We start from the raw sequence: 21305 nt of genomic DNA, 5'->3' as shown, positions 1-21305 counted from the left end.
GACGCATCGACGCGGCGGCCCAAGGCATGCGCCGCTGACCGCCTGCACGACCGGTCAGGTCGGCAGGCCCTCGGCCACCTTGTCATCGATGGTGACGCGGACCAGCGCGGCGGCCAGATCGGCGGCGCGGTCCCGGGGTGCCAGATCGGCCAGCTCGTCCGGCGCGGCGGGCAGGCCGACGCGACGGGCGCCGCGCAGGGCGCGGTCGTCGAAGTGGGGTCGCGCCCAGGACCAGGTGTCCTGGACTTCGCGGAGGAAGATGTCGCTGCCGGTGGGACCGATGCCGTCGAATTCCTGGAGCAGGTCGGCTGCTCGGTCGGGGTCGCCGTCCGCTGCGGCGGCCAGTTCGCGCAGGTCGCCGTGGTATTGCTCGAGAACGCGTTCGGCGTTCGCGCCGAGCCGGGTAGCGGTGCTTTCGTCGTAGCGCTTGTAGTGGGCGCGACCGAGGGCGTCGACCAGGTCCTGCCAGTCGGCGTCGGCCACCTTCTGCGGTGTCCGGTACCCGCTGTGGGCCAGTTCTTTGGCGGCGGCCACCGCGATGTCCGCGGAGATCCGGGTGCTCATGAGCTCGGCGAGCATCAGCAGTTGGAACAGCGGCGCGGGTTTGTCCGCGAGCTCGATACCCGCCTCGGCGGCGTACCCCGTGCCTGCGCGATCCAGCAGAGCCCGCACGACCTCACGATCACCCATCACGCCCTCCTCGCTCGACTACCGAACGCGTACCCATGCCCGCTGCGTTGATGCACGGCGAAATCCACGGGAGAGAATGGTTGCTCCGAGCGGGCGGGAAGCCACCGTCTTCTCCGTCGAATCCATTCGACTCCCGTCGAGAGAGAAATGGTGGTCGAGGCCGACAGGCTCAGGGCGCGATTGCGGAGCTGGACGGATCGATGAGGATCTTGGCGTGGCGCTCCGGATTGCCCAGCGCGGTGAACGCGTTGTCGATGCCCGCCAACCCCACGGTGCCGGTGATCAGGGGCGCCGGGTCGACCTTGCCGTCGGCGATCATGTGCAGCGTGTCGCGGAACTCACCGGGGTCGTAGCCGAGCGCGAAGCGCAGCTCGATCTCCTTGTTGATCGCCATCGCCGGGTGGAAGCGGTCGGTCTCCATGCACACGCCGACCACGACGACCCGCGAGAGCGGGGGAGCCGCGGTGAGTATCTGATCGATGATGCCCGGCACGCCGACGCATTCGAAGATCACCGGCCCCGCCGGTCCCGCGTCGAACGTGTGCGCGAGCCGAAAGACATACCACCACGGCAGATTCGGGACTCGGCGCAGTCGCTGCATGGTGTCGAAGCCGAGCCCGAGCAGATCCGTGACGCTGCCGATCCCTTTCTTCGGCGCTGCCTCCCAGGGTGATTCGGCCGCCGGATCCACCACCACGTCCGCACCGCACGCGGCCGCCAGCTCACGGCGGCGCGGGGAGAAATCGCTCGCGATCACCGTGCGGACGCCCGCTGCCTTCAGCATGCTGATCACCGCGAGACCGATAGGCCCGCAACCGATCACGAACGCTGCGCGCCCCTTGCCGACTCGCCCTTTGCGAACCGCGTGCCAGGCCACCGCCATCGGTTCGGTGAGCGCGGCGAGTTCGGCCGAGAGCCCGTTCGGCACCGGCATGGTCATGGACTCCTGCACCACCACCTGCTCGGCGTAGCCGCCCGGGGCGGCCGTCGACAGTCCGGTGAGATGCGGCTGCCCGTCGTGCCGAATGATCGGCAGCGCGACCACTTTCGTCCCGGGCTTCCAGCGCTTCCGGCACCCTGGCCCGTATTCGACTATCTCCCCGCTGAATTCGTGCCCGAGCACCACGCTCTGCTCGGCCCGCATGAACGCGTCGTACCCGGTCGCGCTCGCCAGCTCGGCCATCTCGTCGGCATGGGTGCGAGCGTGCAGATCGGACCCGCAAATCCCGCACCGCACCACGTCGAGCAAGACCTGCCCGCGCCCGGGCCGCGGCGCTGGCAACTCCTCGACCTGGAACTTCGTATTCGTCACGACAGCTGCTCGCATACCGGAACTCCTCTCGGACACCCCGCGCCGAACCTATCACCGCCCGCCCCGCCCACGGGCACGAACGACCAGCCGGTATCCCGCAGTCCGAGGACCGTACGGCGAACCCGAAGTCGGCTAGGTTGGCATCGTGACCACGGCTGACGCGGCTCGTGCTGCTGAGGAATTCTTGCGGAACCTGCACAACCGAGCGCCGGAAGCGATGGGTCGCTACGTCGCCGCGCACCGCTTGCCCGATGGCAGAACCAGCTATCAGTTCCTCGCCGAACGGGTCGCGGGCGCCCGGCGTGTGCTCGATCTCGGGTGCGGTGACGGCGCGCTGCTGGCGGTACTCGCCCGCGACGGCGCGACCGGGCTCGCCGGTGTCGACATCTCCGAGGGCGAGCTCGCGGTGGCTCGCCGGCGCCCCGAGCTGGTCGACGCCGATCTGCGCGAAGCGCGCGCCCAGGAGCTGCCCTTCGCCGAGGATTCCTTCGACGCGGTGGTCTGCCATATGGCGTTGATGCTGATGGCCGACGTCGAGCAGGTCATCGCCGAGACCGCCCGGGTGCTGCGGCCGGGCGGCAGGCTGGCCGTCGTCGTCGGCGCGCGGTCGGCCGAGGGCAGCGGGCTCGAGTTGTTCCTCGAGCTGGCGCGGCCGCTGTTCGCGCAGCGCCCCATCCCGCCGCTCGGCGACCGCCGCACCCGTAGCCGCGACGGATTGAACGAGCTGCTGACGGCAGCCGGTTTCGCGTCGATCACCTGGGAGGAGATCACCCTCGGCGGATCGGGCACACCCGAACAGGTATGGGACAACGCCATCGAAAAGTACTACGACACAACGACGCTCGCCGCCGAGGAAATCGCGGCACTGCGCCGCGAATTCCTCGCGCGAGCCGCGGCGCTGACCGAGGACGGATTGCTCACTCGCGGAGAGCGATCGGCGGTCGCCACGACCCGGCTACCCGCGAGCCGGTAACCGGAGCGACCCGCGCTCACCCGTTCACGAAGGTGAGGCTGGTCGCGTCGTAGCGGGTGCCCGCGATCTTTTCCGCCGGGGCGGCCGCCTCGATGGCGGCGAGATCCTCGGGGGAGGCGGAGACGGCGAGTTCGCCGAGATGCCGGGTGCGGACGTCGATCATGGTGCTACCTCCTGCGCTCGAAAAACCTGCTGGCACAAGACGCTAGGAGTTGGAGTGCGCTCCATGTCGAACAGTTCCGAGTGCGCCGCGAAATCCGTCGCTCCGCCCTTGATTCGAACGTATGTTCGGATAGGATGGGAAGCGTCCCGCCTCCCATGGAGGTGTGCCGATAGAAGTGAGCCGAATGACCACTCGTTCGCCGGGTGGTGCAACGGTCAGCCGACCTACTTTTGGTCTACCTGTACGAGGGCAGGGTCGGCGCTCCGGTCAGCGAGCCGTGGGCGCCTTGACTTGGATTCGTCGCGAACCGCTGTCGGGAGCGACCGCGGCGGCGTGAGTGAATCACGCCGCCGCACTTTCAATGCCGTTGCCGCTGCGGCGAACTCGGTAGGAGTCGTAGTCGCCGCACTACCCGACCGCGAAGAGGACGGCCGTCGCGAGGACGACGAGGCCCGACATGCCCCATCCGATCGTGTTTCCCAGTTCGGTCCGGGACGCGCGGGTGGCCTTGTCCAGTCCCTCCTCCTTGGCCGAGGGGAGGAAGAACAACACGATGAAGCCGATCGGACCGGCCGCGAGCAGCCAGGCCAACGGCTGCAATCCCTTCTTGTAGGCGAGCGTGCCGACCAAGGTCATCATGGCGATCCCGATTGCGATCTGCATTCGTCCCTCATCCCCGAGCATTGTGCTGATCTGCCTGCATCGATGACGCGGAAAAGGTTGTTACACAGTGGAATCGAGAGAACCGGTGCACGTGCCAACCTCTGGCCGTCGCGCGCGCCACCGGTTCGTCCGCGCCGCCCGGCGTCGCGAGGCCGACCGCAACGGCCGTCGCGCCCGGTCGCCTCGGGTTCGGCGGTGGGTTGGCGGGCCCCGCCGACCGCGCGTAAGCCCTCGGCGGTCAGGCGGCGCGCCGTCGCGAGTCCGATACCGCGGCTGCCGGGAATATCGCGCACGGGTCGCCGGTTGAGGTTTTCGACAATGTTGAGCGAGCCGGACTCAAGTTTCGTTTGACGCCCGGTGTGGATTGGGTGCAGGATTGAGCCGACCACGCTCAGCGTTGCTGGGACCGTGCTCCGTGAGGTGCTAGGGGCGAGGTCTCGCGGCGGTCGACAGAACACGCCGCAGGGCGAGCTGTCTCGCCTGGCACCGACACACAAGTACGTCAACTAGGAGGAAACAAACATGGCTCGTGCGGTCGGAATCGACCTCGGGACCACGAACTCGGTCGTCGCCGTTCTCGAAGGCGGCGAGCCGGTCGTGGTCGCCAACTCGGAAGGATCGCGTACCACCCCGTCGATCGTCGCGTTCGCGAAGAACGGCGAGGTGCTGGTCGGTCAGCCTGCGAAGAACCAGGCCGTCACGAACGTCGACCGCACCATTCGCTCCGTCAAGCGTCACATCGGCACGGACTGGTCCGTCGGCATCGACGACAAGAAGTACACCGCGCAGGAGATCAGCGCGCGCGTGCTGATGAAGCTCAAGCGCGACGCGGAGGCCTACCTCGGTGAGGAGATCACCGACGCGGTCATCACCGTGCCCGCGTACTTCGAGGACTCGCAGCGCCAGGCCACCAAGGAAGCCGGTCAGATCGCCGGTCTGAACGTGCTGCGCATCGTCAACGAGCCCACCGCGGCCGCGCTCGCGTACGGCCTGGACAAGGGCGACAAGGAACAGACCATCCTGGTCTTCGATCTCGGTGGCGGCACCTTCGACGTCTCGCTGCTGGAAATCGGCGAGGGCGTCGTCGAGGTTCGCGCGACCTCCGGTGACAACCACCTCGGTGGCGACGACTGGGACGAGCGGGTCGTCAAGTGGCTGGTCGACAAGTTCAAGGCCAGCTCGGGCATCGACCTGACCAAGGACAAGATGGCCATGCAGCGCCTGCGCGAGGCGTCGGAGAAGGCCAAGATCGAGCTGTCCTCGTCGCAGTCGACCTCGATCAACCTGCCCTACATCACCGTCGACGCGGACAAGAACCCGCTGTTCCTCGACGAGCAGCTGACCCGCGCCGAATTCCAGAAGATCACCTCGGACCTGCTGGACCGCACCCGTGCGCCGTTCCAGTCCGTGATCAAGGACGCGGGCATCAACGTGGCCGACATCGACCACGTCGTCCTCGTCGGTGGCTCGACCCGTATGCCCGCCGTCTCGGACCTGGTCCGCGAGCTCACCGGCGGCAAGGAGCCCAACAAGGGCGTGAACCCGGACGAGGTCGTCGCCGTCGGCGCCGCCCTGCAGGCCGGCGTGCTCAAGGGTGAGGTCAAGGACGTCCTGCTGCTCGATGTGACCCCGCTGTCGCTGGGCATCGAGACCAAGGGCGGCGTGATGACCAGGCTCATCGAGCGCAACACCACCATCCCGACCAAGCGTTCGGAGACCTTCACCACGGCCGACGACAACCAGCCGTCGGTGCAGATCCAGGTGTTCCAGGGTGAGCGCGAGATCGCCTCGCACAACAAGCTGCTCGGCTCCTTCGAGCTGACCGGCATCCCGCCTGCCCCGCGCGGCGTGCCGCAGATCGAGGTCACCTTCGACATCGACGCCAACGGCATTGTGCACGTCACCGCCAAGGACAAGGGCACCGGCAAGGAGAACACGATCAAGATCCAGGACGGCTCCGGTCTGTCCAAGGAGGAGATCGACCGGATGGTGAAGGACGCCGAGGCGCACGCGGCCGAGGACAAGGCGCGTCGCGAGGAGGCGGAGACCCGCAACCAGGCCGAGTCGCTGGTGCACCAGACCGAGAAGTTCATCAAGGAGAACGAGGACAAGGTGCCCGCGGACGTGAAGTCCAAGGTCGAGGCGGCCATCGCCGAGGCCAACGAGGCGCTGAAGGGCACCGACATCGCGGCCGTGAAGTCCGCGGTGGAGAAGCTCGCCACCGAGTCGCAGGCGCTCGGCCAGGCCATCTACGAGGCCTCCGCCGCCGAGCAGGCCGCGTCCGGCGACGGCGCGTCCAGCTCCGCGAGCGACGACCAGGTCGTGGATGCCGAGGTCGTTGACGAGCCGGTCGACACGGAGAAGAAGTGACTGAGGGCAACCAGGCCGATTCGGCACAGGAACCGATCACCTTCGTCGACAAGCGCAAGGTCGACCCGGCCACCGGTGAGGTTCGGGAACCGGTCGCGGACACCGCGGCCGGGCCCGGCCCCGAGGTCGGGAACGGTGCTGAAGGCAATGGCGTTCTGACTCCGGAGGGAGCCGAAGCGCTGGCCGAGACGATCGGTGTCGAGCTCGCCGAGCGCACCGCCGACCTACAGCGGCTGACCGCGGAATACGCCAACTACCGGCGCCGCGTCGAGCGCGATCGCAAGACCGCCATCGACGGCGCCAAGGCTGCCGTGGTCACCGAACTGCTCGGTGTGCTCGACGATCTGGATCGCGCGAGGGCCCACGGCGACCTCGAGTCCGGACCGCTGAAGTCGGTGGCGGACAAGCTGGTCGAGGCGCTGCGCAAGCAAGGCCTCGAGGAGTTCGGCGCGGAGGGCGAGCCCTTCGACCCGACCCTGCACGAGGCCGTGCAGCACGAGGGTTCCGGCGCGGATCCGGTGCTCGGTGTCGTGATGCGCAAGGGCTATCGGTTCGGCGATCGGGTGCTGCGGCACGCGCTCGTCGGGGTAACCGATGGCGTGGCCGATCTGGCCGAGACCGAGGCATCGGATGTAGATGCCAATGCGGACGACAATTAACACCTTGGGAGGAGGAGATACTCGGTGAGCCAACGGGAGTGGATCGAAAAGGACTTCTACAAGGAGCTGGGTATCTCCTCCAGCGCCTCGCAGGACGAGATCAAGAAGGCCTACCGCAAGCTCGCCCGCGACCTGCACCCGGACGCCAATCCGGGTGACACCAAGGCCGAGGAGCGCTTCAAGGCCGTCAGCGAGGCGCATGCCGTGCTGTCGGATCCGGCCAAGCGCAAGGAGTACGACGACACGCGAAAGCTCTTCGCGGGCGGCGGTTATCCGCGCGGCGGGTTCACTCCCGGCGGCACAGGCGGCTTCTCGCAGGAATTCAACATCGGCGACATCTTCGGCGGCGCCACCACGGGCGACGGCGGGCTCGGCGACCTGCTCGGCGGCTTGTTCAACCGGGGTGGCGCTCGCACCACGAGCCGTCCGCGGCGCGGCGCCGATGTGGAGACCGAGACGACGCTCGGCTTCCGCGAGGCCGCGCAGGGCGTGACCGTTCCGCTGCGGATGACCAGTCCGTCGCCGTGCACCACATGTCACGGCAGCGGCGCCAAGCCGGGGACCAGTCCCCGGGTCTGCGCCAACTGCAACGGAACCGGGGTGGTCAGCCGCAACCAGGGTGCGTTCGGATTCAGCGAACCGTGCGACGAGTGCCGGGGTTCCGGCTCGATCATCGACGACCCGTGCGTCGACTGCCACGGCAGCGGCATCCAGAACCGCACCCGGACCATCACGGTGCGGATTCCGCCTGGCGTCGGCGACGGTCAGCGGATCCGGTTGGCCGGACAGGGTGAGGCGGGACTGCGCGGTGCGCCTTCGGGCGACCTGTTCGTCACCGTGCACGTCAGCCAGGACAAGGTCTTCGGCCGTAACGGCGACGACCTGACCCTGGTGCTGCCGGTCAGTTACGCTGAATTGGTGCTCGGCACAACGGTCTCCGTGCCGACGTTGGAAGGTCGCGTCGGCGTCAAGGTGCCGCCGGGTACCGCCGACGGGCGGATCCTGCGGGTGCGTGGCCGCGGCGTCCCCAAGCGCGGCGGCGGCGCCGGTGACCTGCTGGTCACCGTCAAGGTCGCGGTGCCGCAGAAATTGGACAGCGATGCCACCGACGCGCTCAAGCGTTACCAGGAGGCGGAGCGGTCCAGCGGATTCGATCCTCGTGCGGGATGGGCAGGTGCGTGATGTCCACTGATCCGAAGAAGGCGTCCGGTGGGTCGCGAGCCGAGTTCTTCATGATCTCGGTGGCGGCCCAGCTGGCGGGCATGCACGCGCAGACACTGCGCACGTATGACCGGCTGGGACTGGTGACGCCGCAACGCACTTCGGGCGGCGGGCGACGTTATTCGGCGCGGGACGTCGAGCTGCTGCGCGAGGTGCAGCGGCTGTCCCAGGACGAGGGCGTGAACCTGGCGGGCATCAAACGCATCATCGAACTCACCAATCAGGTCGAGGAATTGCGGGAGCAGCTCGCCGAGATGCGCGCGGAGGTGGAGCGGCTGCGGGCGAGTTATCGCCCGGATCTCGCTCCGCCGCAACGCAGTACGGCGTTGGTGGTGTGGAAACCACGCAACCAGCGCTGAGGCGAGTGGAATTCGGGCCTCGCCGCCGACTCGTTTTCGGGTCCGCGGCGGGGCCCTTTCTCAATTCCGGGGCTTTTCCTCGGCCGAAAAGATGAGGAAAAGCCGAGGCGAATGTTGTTACCGGCGAGTTCGAGTTTGCTGTGCGAGTATCCGAGTTTGCTGGGACGCAGTGGATTCCGATGATCATGGTTCGCCACATGAGCAACCGACCGGTCCGCTTTTGCTGTCGCCCTGGGATGCGCAAAGATTGCCCCGCAGCAACTCTCGGCTCCGATCGCGGAGTTGCCACAAGATCGCTCCACTCGGGTCAACTGGACGAGTCTTGCAAACCGAGGCGCGCGAATTCGGTGAGTGTGCGACTGAATTCACCGCTCTAGTACGGTCTTTCGGTCTGTTATTCGCGAGTTTTGCGCTTCCGTTTCTTGTTTCCACGGAATTCCACGCGTGATGTTTATTCGTTGCGTTCCGTTGCTGGCAAACCTCGCCTACACTCCTTGGCATCGGCTGCTGTCGAGTGTCCCGCAGCACTTTCACTCGCCGGCGCGCTCTGCGTTCTAGTGCGAAATGGGGTTGTGACACAAATGGATTCGCGGACTGTCGCTTTGATCAGAACAACGTTCAAGGCGGTTGCTGCGGAAGACGGCGGACCGGAAAGGCTGGCCAGGTCGTTCTACGCGATCCTGTTCACGGACTACCCGCAAGTCCGTGATTTCTTCCCCGCTGCGATGGATTCACAGCGCGACCGCCTCGTCAAAGCTATCGGCTACGCCTTGGACCGGCTCGAGGAGCCCGACAAGTTGTTGCCGTTCCTCGCCCAGCTCGGCCGCGATCACCGCAAATACGGTGTGCAGGCCGAACACTACGCTGCGGTGGCCACCGCTCTGAAGATCGCGATGCGCCGCTTCGCGGGCACCGAGATGTGGACCGACGAGGTCGAGAAGGCGTGGGACGAAGGGTTGACCGTCATCGGCGACACGATGATGGGCGCCGCCGAGAAGGAGGCCACGCCCGCCGTCTGGTCCGGCCGGGTGCTGGAGAACCGGCTGGTCCTGCGCAATCTGGCGATCGTGCGATTACAACTCGACCAGCCGATGCAATACGCCGCGGGTCAATACATGAGCGTGCAGATCCCTTCGCGGCCGCGGATGTGGCGCTATCTCTCGCCCGCCGTGCCCGCGAACGCCAACGGCGAGATCGAATTTCACGTGCGCGGCGTGCTCGGCGGCTGGGTCAGCCCGGCCATCATCGGCCAGACGCAGGTGGGAGACCAGTGGCTGATCGGCTCGCCCCTCGGTGGGCTCGGCGTGCCGCGCAACACCAAGCGCAAGATGCTCATGGTGGGCTGCGGCACCGGTATCGCGCCGCTGCGGGCCCAGCTGATGCAAATGGCGTTGCGGCGAACGAATCCGAAAGTGCACCTGTTCATCGGCGGCCATCACCCGTGCGATCTCTACGATCTGGAGACGCTGAGCAAGCTGGCCATGGCCAACCGCTGGCTGACCGTGACGCCGGTCAGCGAGAGCGACGAAAACCCGTGGTGGTATTACGAATCCGGAGAGGTCGAGCGAATATGGCCGGGACTGGAGCCGCGCATGACCGGCCAGCTCGGCAAGGTCGTCGCCAGCTACGGCTCGTGGGCCGATCGTGACGTGCAGATCGTCGGCTCGCCCTCGATGGTGCAGACCACCAAGTTCCGCTTGATGGCGGCGGGCACCCAGACCAAACACATCCGCCACGATCCGCTGTTCTAGCGGACGCCCTCGCCGTTCCGGCGAAGGCCGGGATCCAAGCGGGTGACGACTATCCGCGAGTCTTCGACTGGATCCCTGCCTTCGCCGGAACGACGGCGGTCAAAGGCCTTCGTACTGAATGCGTTCGGCGGGCGTGCCGGTCTCGACGAGCCGGTCCACCGTGGCCCGCGTCATCGCGGGCGAACCGCAGACGAGCACCTGGTGACGGTCGAACGCGCCGTGCGAGCCGATCACGTCGGCCAGCGTGCCTTGCAGCAGTTCGTCGACGGGGAATCCGATGTCGACGCGCGTGTGCTCGTACCACTCGTCTTCCCAGTTCGGGTCCTCCAGGTTCTCCACCACCGGCACGATGGTGAGCCAGTCCAGCTCCTCGGCGAGCAGGACGAGCATGTCGGAGGCGTACAAGTCGCGCGGGGACCTGCCGCCGACGAACAGGTAGGTGCGCGGGGGCTCGGGCAGCCTGGCCAGTTCCAGGATCTGCGCGCGCATCGGCGCGAGACCGGTGCCGCCCGCGATCATCACCACCTCGTCACCCGCCGGATCGACGGTGAACGCGCCCTGCGGCGCGGCGATCCGCCACTCGTCGCCCTGCTGGGTGTCGGCGACCAACGAGCCGCTGAGCCAGCCGCCCGGCACGGTGCGCACGTGGAATTCCAGCTTGCCGTCCAGCGAAGGCGGTAGCGCGGGGGAGAGCCTGCGGCGCACTCCGGGCTGCTGTGGCACCCGGACCTCGACGGACTGGCCCGCGACGAACGGCACGAACTCGCCGATCAGACGGATCACCGCTACGTCGTGGCGCAAACGATGGTGGCCGACGACGGTCGAGGTCCACTCCTGTTGCGCGACTCCGTTGCCGAGCGCGCCCGGCTCCGTCATGGGAACTCCTCTGCTGTTGTGGGGTGCCGCGGCGCGTGGCCGCGGCGGATCAGACGGGATCGCAGCTGATGACGTGTTCGGGCGTGCCGACCGCGATGAGCGCCCTCCGGGTGTCGGCGATCATCCGCGCCGAGCCCGCGATCTGGATCTGGCGGTCGGCCCACGCGCCGAAGCTGGCCACCACCGCGCCCAGGTTGCCGACCAGCGTGCGGTGCATGCCGTAGGGCGCGTCGGAGGCCGGGTGCGGGTACCACCACGGATTGGTCTTCTGCTCGCAGACCGGGACTATGGTGAGCCACGGATTGCTCTGCGAGAGCTGCCACATGTTCTCCACGTCGTACAGGTCGCACGGGTAGCGGCCGCCGATGAAGAAGTGCACGCGCGGGTTGATGCCGCGCTGGCTCATCTCGATGAGCTGGGCGCGCAGCGGGGCGATGCCGGTGCCCGCGCCGATGAGCAGCACGTCGCGCCCGGTGTCGCGGTCCACGTGTAGTCCGCCGAGCGGGCCGCCGATCAGCCAGCGATCGCCCACCTGCGTCTCGTTGACGATGGCCGGGCTCACCCATCCGCCGCGAATCTTGCGCACGTGGAATTCCATCTCGCCGTAGGGATTCGACGGAATCGCGGGCGAGAGGTAGCGCCACATCTTGGGCCGCTGCGGCACGGCGATCGGGACGTACTGCCCGGCTTGGTAGGGCACCGGGCTGTCGGACTGCAAGCGCACGATGGCCAGGTCTTCGAGCACCCTGCGGTGGCCGACCACCGTCGCCTCCCAGTAAGGCTGGGACTTGTCCGAGTTCGCGCCGATGGCCATCGACGCCGATATCAAGATCATGATGTCGCGCCAGCCCTCCTCGAGCTGACGGCTCCATGCCGCGCCGTTGTACACGCGGATCGCGGCGAGCAGCGCGCGGCCCGCCTGATCGTAATGGGCGGCCTCGACGCCGTACTTTCGATGGTCGCGCGCCAACTGCTCGAGAAACTTCTGCGCGCGATCCCAGTATTCCAGGTGGTCGAGCACGAACTGGATGGCCGTGGACAACCGCTTCGGTTGCATGTCCATCGCGGGTGGGAACAGCTCGCGCAGGCGTGGATTCTCGGCGAACAGATGACCATAGAACGCACTGATCAACCGCTCGGGTCCGCCTGGTGACTCGGTCACCGAACGGAAGTTGGCGCGGACCAGCGCTGCCGAACGCGCATCCACGACGAGATTTCCTTTCTTCCCGCTTATAGCTGCGCATCCGCTATCGACTGCTGCGCAGGGACGTGCCCCTAACCGGCGGTCCTTCGCGGACAAGTATCCCCGAAAAGTCCGTGGTCGTGTGGGTATGCGCAGCATGCTCTCGACCGCTCCGGTTATCCCTCGGCTAAGTCTGCAGCTCGGGACGTCTGCCCGGCTGGCTCGCGGCGCTCACGCGCCCGCTGCTGCCTCGCTGCGCTCGGCCCCATGGTTGGGCCACCGACCAGGATAGCGGGGGCAGGTGAACCTGCCCACGGTGTGGTTCTCTGGATGGGTACCTGCAACGGGAGGACAGGGGCTGCTCGTGCGCCGTCTACGCACAAGTTGACCGCATCACCGGCGACCCGATGTCAGGATGCCCCGGCAACGGTGGCGCGAACAGCGGGTGCGACTTGCTCGACGTAGTGGCGGACCTGCTGCCTCGGATCGCCCTCGGTCGGCTGCTCAGATGGCCAGCACGGTCTTGCCGCGTGCGCCCGCCGCGCCGAGGACGGCGGGCGCCTCCTCCAGCGGGACGGTCGCGTCGATCGGCACCACCACGTCGCCCGCCGCGACGCGGGTCAGCAGCCGGGTGAGTTCCGGCGCGCGGCCCTTGGATTCGAAGTTGCCGCCGCGCAGGCCGCGCTCGCGCAGCGCGGCCTCGTCGGCCGAGAACACGATGGAGTACACCGCGCCGCCCTCACGCACGAGTTCGGTCAGCGGCGCGAGCGCCTCGGGCGGGCTGACCAGGTCGAAGAGCACGTCGACGCCGTCGGGGTTGGTGAAACGCACCGAATCGGCGACGGGCGCCTGGCTGTAGTCGACCGTCTCGGCCGCGCCGAGCCTGGCCATCCGATCGGCGGTGTCGCCGCGCGCGGTCGCGATGACGTGCGCGCCCGCGATATTGGCCAGCTGCACGAGAAAGGAGCCGACGCCGCCCGTCGCGCCGACGATCAGCACCTTCTGGCCGGGCCGGATCTGGGCCGCGTCGACCAGGTCCTGCGCGGTGACGCCCGCGGTCGGCAGGGCCGCGGCGGCGAGCGTGGTGATCGATTCCGGGATGGGCACCAGCGTCGCGTCCTGCGGCAGCACCGAGTACTCGGCGAAGCTGCCGTGGCCTGCCGGCGGCACCAGGAACTTGCCGACCACGCGGTCGCCGACCGTGAACTTCGTGACGCCCGGGCCGACCGCGGCGACGCTGCCCGCGCCGTCCACCCCCAGGATCGCCGGAAAGTCGTGCGGCAGTTTGCCTTCCAGGATGCCCTTGGACATCTTCAGGTCGAAGGGGTTGACGCCCGCGGCGTCGAGCTGCACCTTGACCGTCTGCGGGCCGGGCTCGGGCACCGGCATCTCGGCCAGCTCGACGGGATCTCCGAACTTCCGTACCACGATCGCGCGCATCGGTTTCGCTCCTCGGTTCGGCTGAAGGGTGATGCATCACTAACCGTCTTGGTGCTCGTATGCATCCCTACACCACCGGCGCTGCGATTCACGGCATTCGACGATGGCGCGGCGTAGCGTTGAGTCGCCGAATCGGCCCGGCGGCGGGCTGTCGCAAAATTTTCAAACTTGAGCGGAACAGACTCAACCTCTCCCACGTTGAGACCGATAGGAACAGCACGAGCCTGTGCGTCATCGCGCGCGGGAAGGGCACTCGATGCTGGGGAATCGACTAGTAGGAAGGTGACTCGTGGACTCGTTCAATCCCACCACCAAGACCCAGGCGGCCTTGACCGCGGCCCTCCAGGCGGCGTCGGCCGCGGGCAACCCGGACATTCGTCCGGCGCACTTGCTGGTGGCGTTGCTGGATCAGACCGACGGCATCGCCGCACCCTTGCTGAAGGCCGTCGGCGTCGACCCGGCGACGGTCCGGCGCGAGGCACAGGACATTGTCGACCGGCTGCCGAGGGCGACCGGTGCGACCACGACGCCGAACCTCGGGCGCGAGGCGCTCGGCGCCATCACCGCGGCCCAGCGTCTGGCCACCGAACTCGGCGACGAGTACGTCTCCACCGAGCACGTCGTTGTCGGCCTCGCCGAGGGTGACTCGGACGTCACCATGCTGCTCACCAAGCACGGCGCGACGGCCGACGCCCTGCGCGACGCGTTCACCGCCGTGCGCGGCAGCGCCAGGGTGACCAGCCCCGACCCCGAGGGCAGCTACCAGGCGCTGGAGAAGTACTCCACCGACCTCACCGCGGCCGCGCGCTCCGGCAAGCTCGACCCGGTCATCGGGCGCGACACCGAGATCAGGCGCGTGGTCCAGGTGCTGAGCCGCCGCACCAAGAACAACCCGGTGCTGATCGGCGAGCCCGGCGTCGGCAAGACCGCGATCGTCGAGGGGCTCGCCCAGCGCATCGTGGCGGGCGACGTGCCGGAATCGCTGCGCGGAAAGTCCGTCGTCGCACTGGATCTCGGTGCGATGGTGGCAGGCGCGAAGTACCGCGGCGAATTCGAGGAACGGCTCAAGGCCGTGCTCGAGGAGATCAAGAACAGCGCGGGACAGATCATCACCTTCATCGATGAGCTGCACACCATCGTCGGCGCGGGCGCGACCGGAGAATCCGCGATGGACGCGGGCAACATGATCAAGCCGATGCTGGCCCGCGGCGAACTGCGCCTGGTCGGCGCGACCACGCTGGACGAGTACCGCAAGCACATCGAGAAGGACGCCGCACTGGAGCGCCGCTTCCAGCAGGTGCTGGTCGGCGAGCCCTCGGTGGAGGACACGGTCGGCATCCTGCGCGGCATCAAGGAGCGCTACGAGGTGCACCACGGCGTGCGCATCACCGACTCCGCGCTGGTGGCCGCGGCCACTCTCTCGGATCGCTACATCACCTCGCGGTTCCTGCCGGACAAGGCGATCGACCTGGTCGACGAGTCCGCCTCGCGCTTGCGCATGGAGATCGACTCGCGCCCGGTGGAGATCGATGAGGTCGAGCGCGCGGTGCGCCGCCTCGAGATCGAGGAGGTGGCGCTGACCAAGGAGACCGACGAGGCCTCCAAGCAGCGTCTGGAGAAGCTGCGCCAGGAACTGGCCGACGACCGGGAGAAGCTCAACCAGCTGACGACCCGGTGGCAGAACGAGAAGAAGGCCATCGACCAGGTCCGCACCCTCAAGGAGCAGTTGGAGAGCCTGCGCGGCGAGTCGGAGCGCGCCGAGCGCGACGGCGATCTCGGCAAGGCGGCCGAACTGCGCTACGGCCGAATCCCCACGCTGGAGAAGGAGCTGGCCAAGGCCGAGAAGGCCAACGGAGCCGCGCCGGACGGCGAGGTGATGCTCAAGGAGGAGGTCGGCCCCGACGACATAGCCGAGGTGGTGTCCGCGTGGACCGGCATCCCGGTGGGCAGGCTGATGGAGGGCGAGACCCAGAAGCTGCTCCGCATGGAGGAGGAGCTCGGGCGTCGTGTGGTCGGGCAGCGTGAGGCCGTGCAGGCGGTCTCCGACGCGGTGCGCAGGGCGCGCGCCGGCGTCGCCGACCCGAACCGCCCCACCGGCTCGTTCATGTTCATCGGCCCCACCGGCGTCGGCAAGACCGAACTGGCGAAGGCGTTGGCGGACTTCCTGTTCGATGACGAACGCGCCATGGTGCGGATCGACATGAGCGAGTACAGCGAGAAGCACGCGGTGGCCCGCCTGGTCGGCGCGCCGCCCGGTTACGTCGGCTACGACCAGGGCGGCCAGCTCACCGAGGCGGTGCGGCGCAGGCCGTACACGGTGGTGCTGTTCGACGAGATCGAGAAGGCGCACCCGGATGTGTTCGACATCCTGCTCGCCGTGCTCGACGAGGGTCGGCTCACCGACGGCCAAGGCCGCACGGTGGACTTCCGCAACACCATCCTCATCCTCACCTCGAACCTGGGTGCGGGCGGTGACAAGGAGTTCGTCATGAACGCGGTGCGCTCGGCGTTCAAGCCCGAGTTCCTCAACCGGCTCGACGACGTGGTCATGTTCCACGCGCTCGACGAGGAACAGCTGGAACTCATCGTCGACATCCAGCTCGACCAGCTGCAGAAGCGCCTGTCGCAGCGCAGGCTCAAGCTGGACGTCAGCGATTCGGCCAGGTTCTGGCTCGCGGTGCGCGGCTACGACCCGGCCTACGGCGCCCGCCCCCTGCGCAGGCTGATCCAGCAGTCCATCGGCGACACCCTCGCCAAGGAACTGCTCGCAGGCGAAGTCACCGACGGCGACACCGTGAAGGTCGGCGTCAGCAAGGACGGCGACGGCCTGATCGTCGGCCGCTGAGTGCGCCGGACGCCCCCGCTCCGAGTGGGGCGGGGGCGTCCGCGTATCTCGCCGAATCGGCGCGACTCCCGGCGGTTCCGCGTGTCGCCTGGCGGCACGCCGCTGTGCCTGTTTCCGAGGCGGCCCGGCGAAGGATCACTTCGTGCACCGATCTCGACCAGCTGAGCGAATGGTTGCGGCGGGCGGTGACGATCACCGACGTCGAGCAGCTCTTCGACTGAAGCGTCATCGGCGGGTCGCGGGCGGCGACTCCGTGGCGGTACGCACGAGGGGCGCTGCCGGACGAAATCCGGCATTGACCTTGCGCACGGGCCGGAGCGACGGCGAAGGTACGCCTACCCTGGAGGGCATGACGAACCCGAAGGATCCCTGGGGGCAGCGGCCGGAGGATGCGCCGACCGAACACCTCGGTCCGCCGGGTGCGTCCGGCTACGACCCGTCCGGGGACACCACTCGATACCCCTCGACCGAGCAATTCGAGTGGGGCCCGCCGCCCGCGAACGCCACCAAGCAGCTCCCGCCGATGGAGAGCCAGTGGGGCGCCTACGAGAGCGGCTACGGCCAGCAGTACCCGGGCCAGCAGTACCCCGGTCCGCCGGATCCGCACCACGCGGCCATGCCGCCGGGCGCGGCACCGCCGGGTGGCCCGCCCACGGATCAGCAACCGCCCAAACGCAATACGGGATTGTGGATCGCGCTCGTGCTCGGCGTCGTGGCGCTCGTCGCGGTGGCCGGGGTGGTCGCTGGGCTGGTGCTCGGCGGCCGTGACTCGTCCACCACCACGGCGGGCGGCAACACCACCGCGAACTTCCCGACCGGCGGCGCCTTCCCCACGCAGAACCCGTCGCCCCGCCAGCCATCGCCGAGCGGTCTGCCCGGTCTGCCCGGACTCGACGGCATCGGCGCGACCATGGGCACCATCAGCGCCAACGACGGCGGCCAGCTCACCATCGACACCGTCTCCGGCAACACCGTCGCCGTCCGGACCGACGAACTCACCCAGGTGATCTCGCTGTCCGGCGCCAAGCCCGCCGACCTGCCCGTCGGCGACATGGTCATGGTGCAGGGCGACAAGGGACCGGACGGATCGATCCGCGCAAAGATCATCATCAGCACCGCGCTGCCCGGCGGCGGAAGATGAGCGGCGAGGCGGGACTTCGTGCGGCGGCACAAGACGTACGGCCCGGCGCGGCACCAAAGAAGGCCCTCCACCGGCCGGGCCTATTAGGGTAGACCGCGATGACGGCTATGTGGTTCGGGTTGGCGGCGATCGCGCTTGTTGGCGCGATCGTGCTGCTGTATTTCGATCGGGTCCAGCGGCAGCGGTCCGGTCACGCGCGCCAGGTGTGGGCCAAGGCCCAGGGATACACCTACGTGTCGGTGGAACCGGCACTCCCGTCGACGTGGCGGCGCGGTGCGCTGGCCAAGCTCGGCTATCTGTCGGCGGTCGACGTGGTTTCCGGTATTCGCAAGGGCGAGAAGTTCGTTCTGTTCGATCTGGAGGACGCCGCGACGCTGGTCGCGGTGCGCCGCCAGATCGGTTCGGACATCGATGTCGACATGCGGCTCAAGACCGCGTCCCCGCCGAAGGACGCGGATCTGGAACTGCTCGGCGCCATCGGCGGCCGGGTCGTCTTCGCGACGAACCCGGAGATCGCCAGGCACGCGGTCGATCAGCGGATGGTCGCGTTCATCGAGACGCTGCCCGACACCGTGCAGATGCTCTGGAGCGAGGGCAACTGGACTCTCGGCATGCTGAATGTCGGTACGGCCTCGAAGGATTGGGAGTCCGCCATCGACTCGGTGCTGCGCCTGTCCGGTCTGCTGCACGTGCTGCCGCCGGTCAGCGACTCGCGCGGCGCCGACAACGCCGATAACGACTCGGGCCGCCCGCATCCCCGGACGCGCGGCCGCGCCGAGGAGTCGCAGGCGTCCGCCGCACGCGGGGCCTCCCGCGTTCTGCCGCCCGGCGCCGGCGACGACGACCGCGGCTACGACGATCGCGACGATCGGAATTTCGACGACAGCGACGGCTACGACGACGAGGACGAGTCGGGCGACCAGCCGCGACGTCCCTCGCTGGCCGTCGTCCCCGACGCCAGGGGACGCGAGGAACGCTGGTCCGACGACGAGCCCGAGAACGACTGGCGGCCGGAACCCGGCCGCGCCGACGACTGGGACGAGGATCCGCGCCCAGGGGCCCGCGCCGACGAGGCGGACCGCGCCGGCGGCCCCTTCCACCCAGGATTCCGTCCGTACCAGGGCCCTGTGCCGCAGTGACCGCTCGATTGGATTAGTGCCTCGATGACCGACAGCTCTGCTCCCGCGCGCCTGCCCGGCGCGACCCGCCCTATCGCACTGATCACCGGACCGACGTCCGGCATCGGTCACGGGTTCGCGCTACGGCTGGCGTCGCTCGGCTACGACATGGTGCTCGTCGCCAGGGACGCCGAGCGGCTGGAGGCGCTGGCCGCCGAGCTGGAGCGCAAATACGCCACCCGCTCGGAGGTGCTCGTCGCCGATCTCGCGCAGGCCGCGGACCGGGAGCGGGTGGCAGCTCGCGCTGCCGAGGGCATCGAATTCCTGGTCAACAACGCGGGTTTCGCGCATTCAGGAGAATTCTGGACGCTGCCCTACGAGCAGTTGCAGGCGCAGCTCGACGTCAACGTCACCGCTGTGCTCCAGCTCACCCACGCGGCGCTGCCGTCGATGATCGCCAAGGCCAAGGGGTCGATCGTCAACGTGGCCAGCGTCGCGGGTCTGGTCCCGGGTCGGGGATCGACCTACTCGGCCTCCAAGTCCTACGTCGTATCCTTCACGGAAGGGTTGGCGGGCGGACTCGCTGGAACCGGGGTCCGGATCCAGGCGTTGTGCCCCGGGTTCGTCCACACCGAATTCCACGAGCGAGCCGGTATCGAGATGTCCTCGCTGCCGAAACCGCTGTGGCTTTCCGTCGAGCAGGTCGTCGCCGGTTCGCTGAGTGATCTGGACAAGGACCGGGTGATCAGCGTGCCCGGTGCGCAGTACAAGGCGATCACCGCGGCGGTCGGACTCATCCCGCGAACCCTGCAGGTCCGAATGAATCGGGGCCTGTTCAATTCACGCGGAAGGACTTAGACATGATCGACGAGGCGACAACCAACGACTCTGCGCTCGGCGCCGACCGCGAGAAATTGGCCGCGCTGGTGCGCGAGCTCGCCGTCGTGCTCGGCAAGGTGACGCTTTCCTCGGGCAAAGAGGCCGACTACTACATCGACCTGCGCCGGGCGACCCTGCACCATCGCGCGGGGCCGCTGATCGGCAAACTGCTCCGCGAGCTCGTCGCGGACTGGGATTTCGACGCCGTCGGCGGGCTCACCATGGGCGCCGACCCGGTCGCGCTCGCGGTGCTGCACGCGCCGGGCCGCCCCATCGACGCGTTCGTGGTGCGCAAGGCCGCCAAGAGCCACGGCATGCAGCGCCAGATCGAAGGACCCGACGTCGTCGGCAAGCGGGTGCTGGTCGTCGAGGACACGACCACCACCGGCAACTCGCCGCTCACCGCGGTGCGCGCTCTGCGCGAGGCGGGCGCGACCGTGGTCGGCGTCGCCACCGTGGTCGACCGGGAGACGGGCGCCGATCAGGTGATCGCGGCCGAGGGACTGGAGTATCGGTCGATCCTCGGCCTCAAGGATCTTGCCCTGGGTTAGCCTGGACGCGGGTCAAGTTTGTCCGACAGTTGAGGGACGTGTGAGTCACCAGTGGTGAGCATTGCAGTAAACAAGAGTCGCGAAAATGTTGCGATGCTCGGAATCGGTGCTTACCGACCGCAGCGCATCGTCAGCAATGACGAGGTGTGCAAGGTCCTCGATTCGACCGACCAGTGGATCTACGAGCGCACGGGTATCCGCAACCGGCGCTGGATCAGTGGTGACGAGACGCTGCGGTCGATCTCCGCGGCCGCGGGCGAACGCGCGCTGGTGAACACCGGCATCGACCGGTCCAAGATCGGCGCGCTCATCCTCTGTACGTCCAGCTGGCTGAAACTCACCCCGCACGGCGCCCCGAGCGTGGCCGCCGATCTCGGCATCAACGGCATCCCGGCCTTCGACCTGACCTCCGGCTGCGGCGGCTTCGGCTACGGACTCGGCGTCGCCGCCGACCTGATCCGGGCGGGCTCGGCCGACTACGTGCTGGTGATCGGCGCCGAGACGATGACCGTCGGACTCGACCCGACCGACCGCGGCACCGCCATGATCTTCGGCGACGGCGCGGGCGCGGTCGTCGTCGGCCCGAGCGAGGAGAACGGCATCTCCCCGACGGTGTGGGGCAGCGACGGCGAGAACGCCGAGGCGATCGCCCAGGACGTCGACTTCCTGGAGTACATGAACAAGGCCCAGGCCATGCAGGGCACCGATCCCGCGATCGAGCCGGTCGGCCGGATGTCGCTGCGCATGGAGGGCCCGCGGGTGTTCCGCTGGGCCGCCGTCACCCTGCCGCGCGCGCTGTCTGATGCGCTGGAGGCCTCCGGTGTGGCCAAAGAGGACATCGAGGTCTTCATCCCGCACCAGGCCAACGCCCGCATCAACGACCTGATGAAGAAGAACCTCGGCCTGGCCGACGAGATCCCGATGGCCAACGACATCGAGAACACCGGCAACACCTCCGCCGCCTCGATCCCGCTGGCCATGGAGGAAATGCTGGTCACAGGCAAGGCCAAGGGCGGACAGCTGGCGCTGCTGCTCGGCTTCGGCGCCGGCCTGAGCTACGCGGGTCAGGTCGTGACGCTGCCGCCCGCGCCCACCGAGGCGAGCTTCTGAC

The 21305-nt window shown here is 68.2% G+C and carries 19 protein-coding genes; 12 read left to right on the top strand and 7 right to left on the bottom strand.

The genetic code is table 11. From position 1 onward, the window contains the following. Nucleotides 1–54: 54 nt before the first annotated feature. Complete coding sequence (locus tag AC3EO7_RS34245; protein ID WP_431968124.1) at nt 55–690, bottom strand: HhH-GDP family DNA glycosylase; 636 nt, start codon at nt 688–690, stop codon at nt 55–57. Nucleotides 691–859: 169 nt separating this feature from the next. After that, nucleotides 860–2017 (bottom strand): zinc-binding dehydrogenase, encoded by a 1158-nt coding sequence (locus AC3EO7_RS34240; RefSeq protein WP_435593454.1) that lies wholly within the window; start codon nt 2015–2017, stop codon nt 860–862. 130 nt (nt 2018–2147) lie between these two features. On the opposite strand from AC3EO7_RS34240, the gene AC3EO7_RS34235 reads away from it, so the two are divergent. Continuing rightward, nucleotides 2148–2975, top strand: a complete 828-nt coding sequence (locus tag AC3EO7_RS34235; RefSeq protein WP_435593453.1) for a class I SAM-dependent methyltransferase — start codon at nt 2148–2150, stop codon at nt 2973–2975. A gap of 16 nt (nt 2976–2991) precedes the next feature. Here the strand turns inward: AC3EO7_RS34235 and AC3EO7_RS34230 are convergent, their stop codons facing one another. Together AC3EO7_RS34230 and AC3EO7_RS34225 are read right to left on the bottom strand one after the other, a co-directional pair. Further along, the gene (locus tag AC3EO7_RS34230; protein WP_431968118.1) at nt 2992–3138 is read right to left on the bottom strand and encodes a hypothetical protein; all 147 of its coding nucleotides are present in this window, start codon (nt 3136–3138) and stop codon (nt 2992–2994) included. Between the two features lie 408 nt (nt 3139–3546). Beyond that, nucleotides 3547–3801 (bottom strand): hypothetical protein, encoded by a 255-nt coding sequence (locus tag AC3EO7_RS34225; RefSeq protein WP_431968116.1) that lies wholly within the window; start codon nt 3799–3801, stop codon nt 3547–3549. Between the two features lie 522 nt (nt 3802–4323). On the opposite strand from AC3EO7_RS34225, the gene dnaK reads away from it, so the two are divergent. The 5 genes from dnaK to AC3EO7_RS34200 all read left to right on the top strand — a co-directional run bounded on the left by dnaK (nt 4324) and on the right by AC3EO7_RS34200 (nt 10161). After that, nucleotides 4324–6171: a molecular chaperone DnaK gene (gene dnaK / locus AC3EO7_RS34220; protein WP_431968112.1), complete on the top strand. Its 1848-nt coding sequence runs from the start codon at nt 4324–4326 to the stop codon at nt 6169–6171. Beyond that, nucleotides 6168–6830, top strand: a complete 663-nt coding sequence (gene grpE / locus AC3EO7_RS34215) for a nucleotide exchange factor GrpE (protein WP_435593452.1) — start codon at nt 6168–6170, stop codon at nt 6828–6830. Before dnaK ends, grpE begins: the two co-directional genes overlap by 4 nt. Before the next feature lie 24 nt (nt 6831–6854). Continuing rightward, nucleotides 6855–8012, top strand: coding sequence for a molecular chaperone DnaJ (gene dnaJ / locus AC3EO7_RS34210; protein WP_431968108.1), 1158 nt, complete (start codon nt 6855–6857; stop codon nt 8010–8012). Then, nucleotides 8012–8410 carry a heat shock protein transcriptional repressor HspR gene (locus AC3EO7_RS34205; RefSeq protein ID WP_431968106.1) on the top strand — a complete coding sequence of 133 codons (399 nt, stop codon included), beginning with the start codon at nt 8012–8014 and terminating at the stop codon, nt 8408–8410. Before dnaJ ends, AC3EO7_RS34205 begins: the two co-directional genes overlap by 1 nt. Before the next feature lie 581 nt (nt 8411–8991). Then, nucleotides 8992–10161 (top strand): globin domain-containing protein, encoded by a 1170-nt coding sequence (locus tag AC3EO7_RS34200; protein ID WP_431968104.1) that lies wholly within the window; start codon nt 8992–8994, stop codon nt 10159–10161. A 99-nt stretch (nt 10162–10260) separates the two neighbouring features. Here the strand turns inward: AC3EO7_RS34200 and AC3EO7_RS34195 are convergent, their stop codons facing one another. From AC3EO7_RS34195 to AC3EO7_RS34185, 3 genes are all read right to left on the bottom strand, one after another. Next, nucleotides 10261–11037 carry an FAD-binding oxidoreductase gene (locus AC3EO7_RS34195; protein ID WP_431968102.1) on the bottom strand — a complete coding sequence of 259 codons (777 nt, stop codon included), beginning with the start codon at nt 11035–11037 and terminating at the stop codon, nt 10261–10263. Between the two features lie 49 nt (nt 11038–11086). Beyond that, a complete protein-coding gene (locus AC3EO7_RS34190) occupies nt 11087–12244 on the bottom strand; it encodes an FAD-binding oxidoreductase (protein WP_431968100.1) in 1158 nt (385 codons plus the stop codon). Between the two features lie 480 nt (nt 12245–12724). Next, on the bottom strand, nt 12725–13660 hold the full coding sequence (locus tag AC3EO7_RS34185) for an NADP-dependent oxidoreductase (RefSeq protein WP_431968098.1): 936 nt from the start codon (nt 13658–13660) through the stop codon (nt 12725–12727). Between the two features lie 289 nt (nt 13661–13949). On the opposite strand from AC3EO7_RS34185, the gene clpB reads away from it, so the two are divergent. The 6 genes from clpB (at nt 13950) to AC3EO7_RS34155 (ending at nt 21304) form a co-directional block, all read left to right on the top strand. Next, on the top strand, nt 13950–16505 hold the full coding sequence (gene clpB / locus AC3EO7_RS34180) for an ATP-dependent chaperone ClpB (RefSeq protein WP_431968096.1): 2556 nt from the start codon (nt 13950–13952) through the stop codon (nt 16503–16505). 349 nt (nt 16506–16854) lie between these two features. Continuing rightward, the gene (locus AC3EO7_RS34175) at nt 16855–17646 is read left to right on the top strand and encodes a DUF5666 domain-containing protein (protein WP_431968094.1); all 792 of its coding nucleotides are present in this window, start codon (nt 16855–16857) and stop codon (nt 17644–17646) included. 98 nt (nt 17647–17744) lie between these two features. Next, a complete protein-coding gene (locus AC3EO7_RS34170) occupies nt 17745–18785 on the top strand; it encodes a type III secretion system chaperone family protein (RefSeq protein WP_431968092.1) in 1041 nt (346 codons plus the stop codon). A 24-nt stretch (nt 18786–18809) separates the two neighbouring features. Continuing rightward, nucleotides 18810–19622, top strand: a complete 813-nt coding sequence (locus AC3EO7_RS34165) for an SDR family NAD(P)-dependent oxidoreductase (protein ID WP_431968090.1) — start codon at nt 18810–18812, stop codon at nt 19620–19622. Nucleotides 19623–19624: 2 nt separating this feature from the next. Next, nucleotides 19625–20194 (top strand): orotate phosphoribosyltransferase, encoded by a 570-nt coding sequence (gene pyrE, locus AC3EO7_RS34160; protein ID WP_431968088.1) that lies wholly within the window; start codon nt 19625–19627, stop codon nt 20192–20194. Between the two features lie 51 nt (nt 20195–20245). Continuing rightward, nucleotides 20246–21304 (top strand): beta-ketoacyl-ACP synthase 3, encoded by a 1059-nt coding sequence (locus AC3EO7_RS34155; protein ID WP_435593451.1) that lies wholly within the window; start codon nt 20246–20248, stop codon nt 21302–21304. Nucleotide 21305: the final 1 nt, after the last annotated feature.

It is taken from the genome of Nocardia sp. bgisy118, assembly GCF_057708605.1.
The sequence above is the reverse complement of the archived record's forward strand: the minus strand, read 5'-3'. Positions and strand labels throughout refer to the sequence as shown.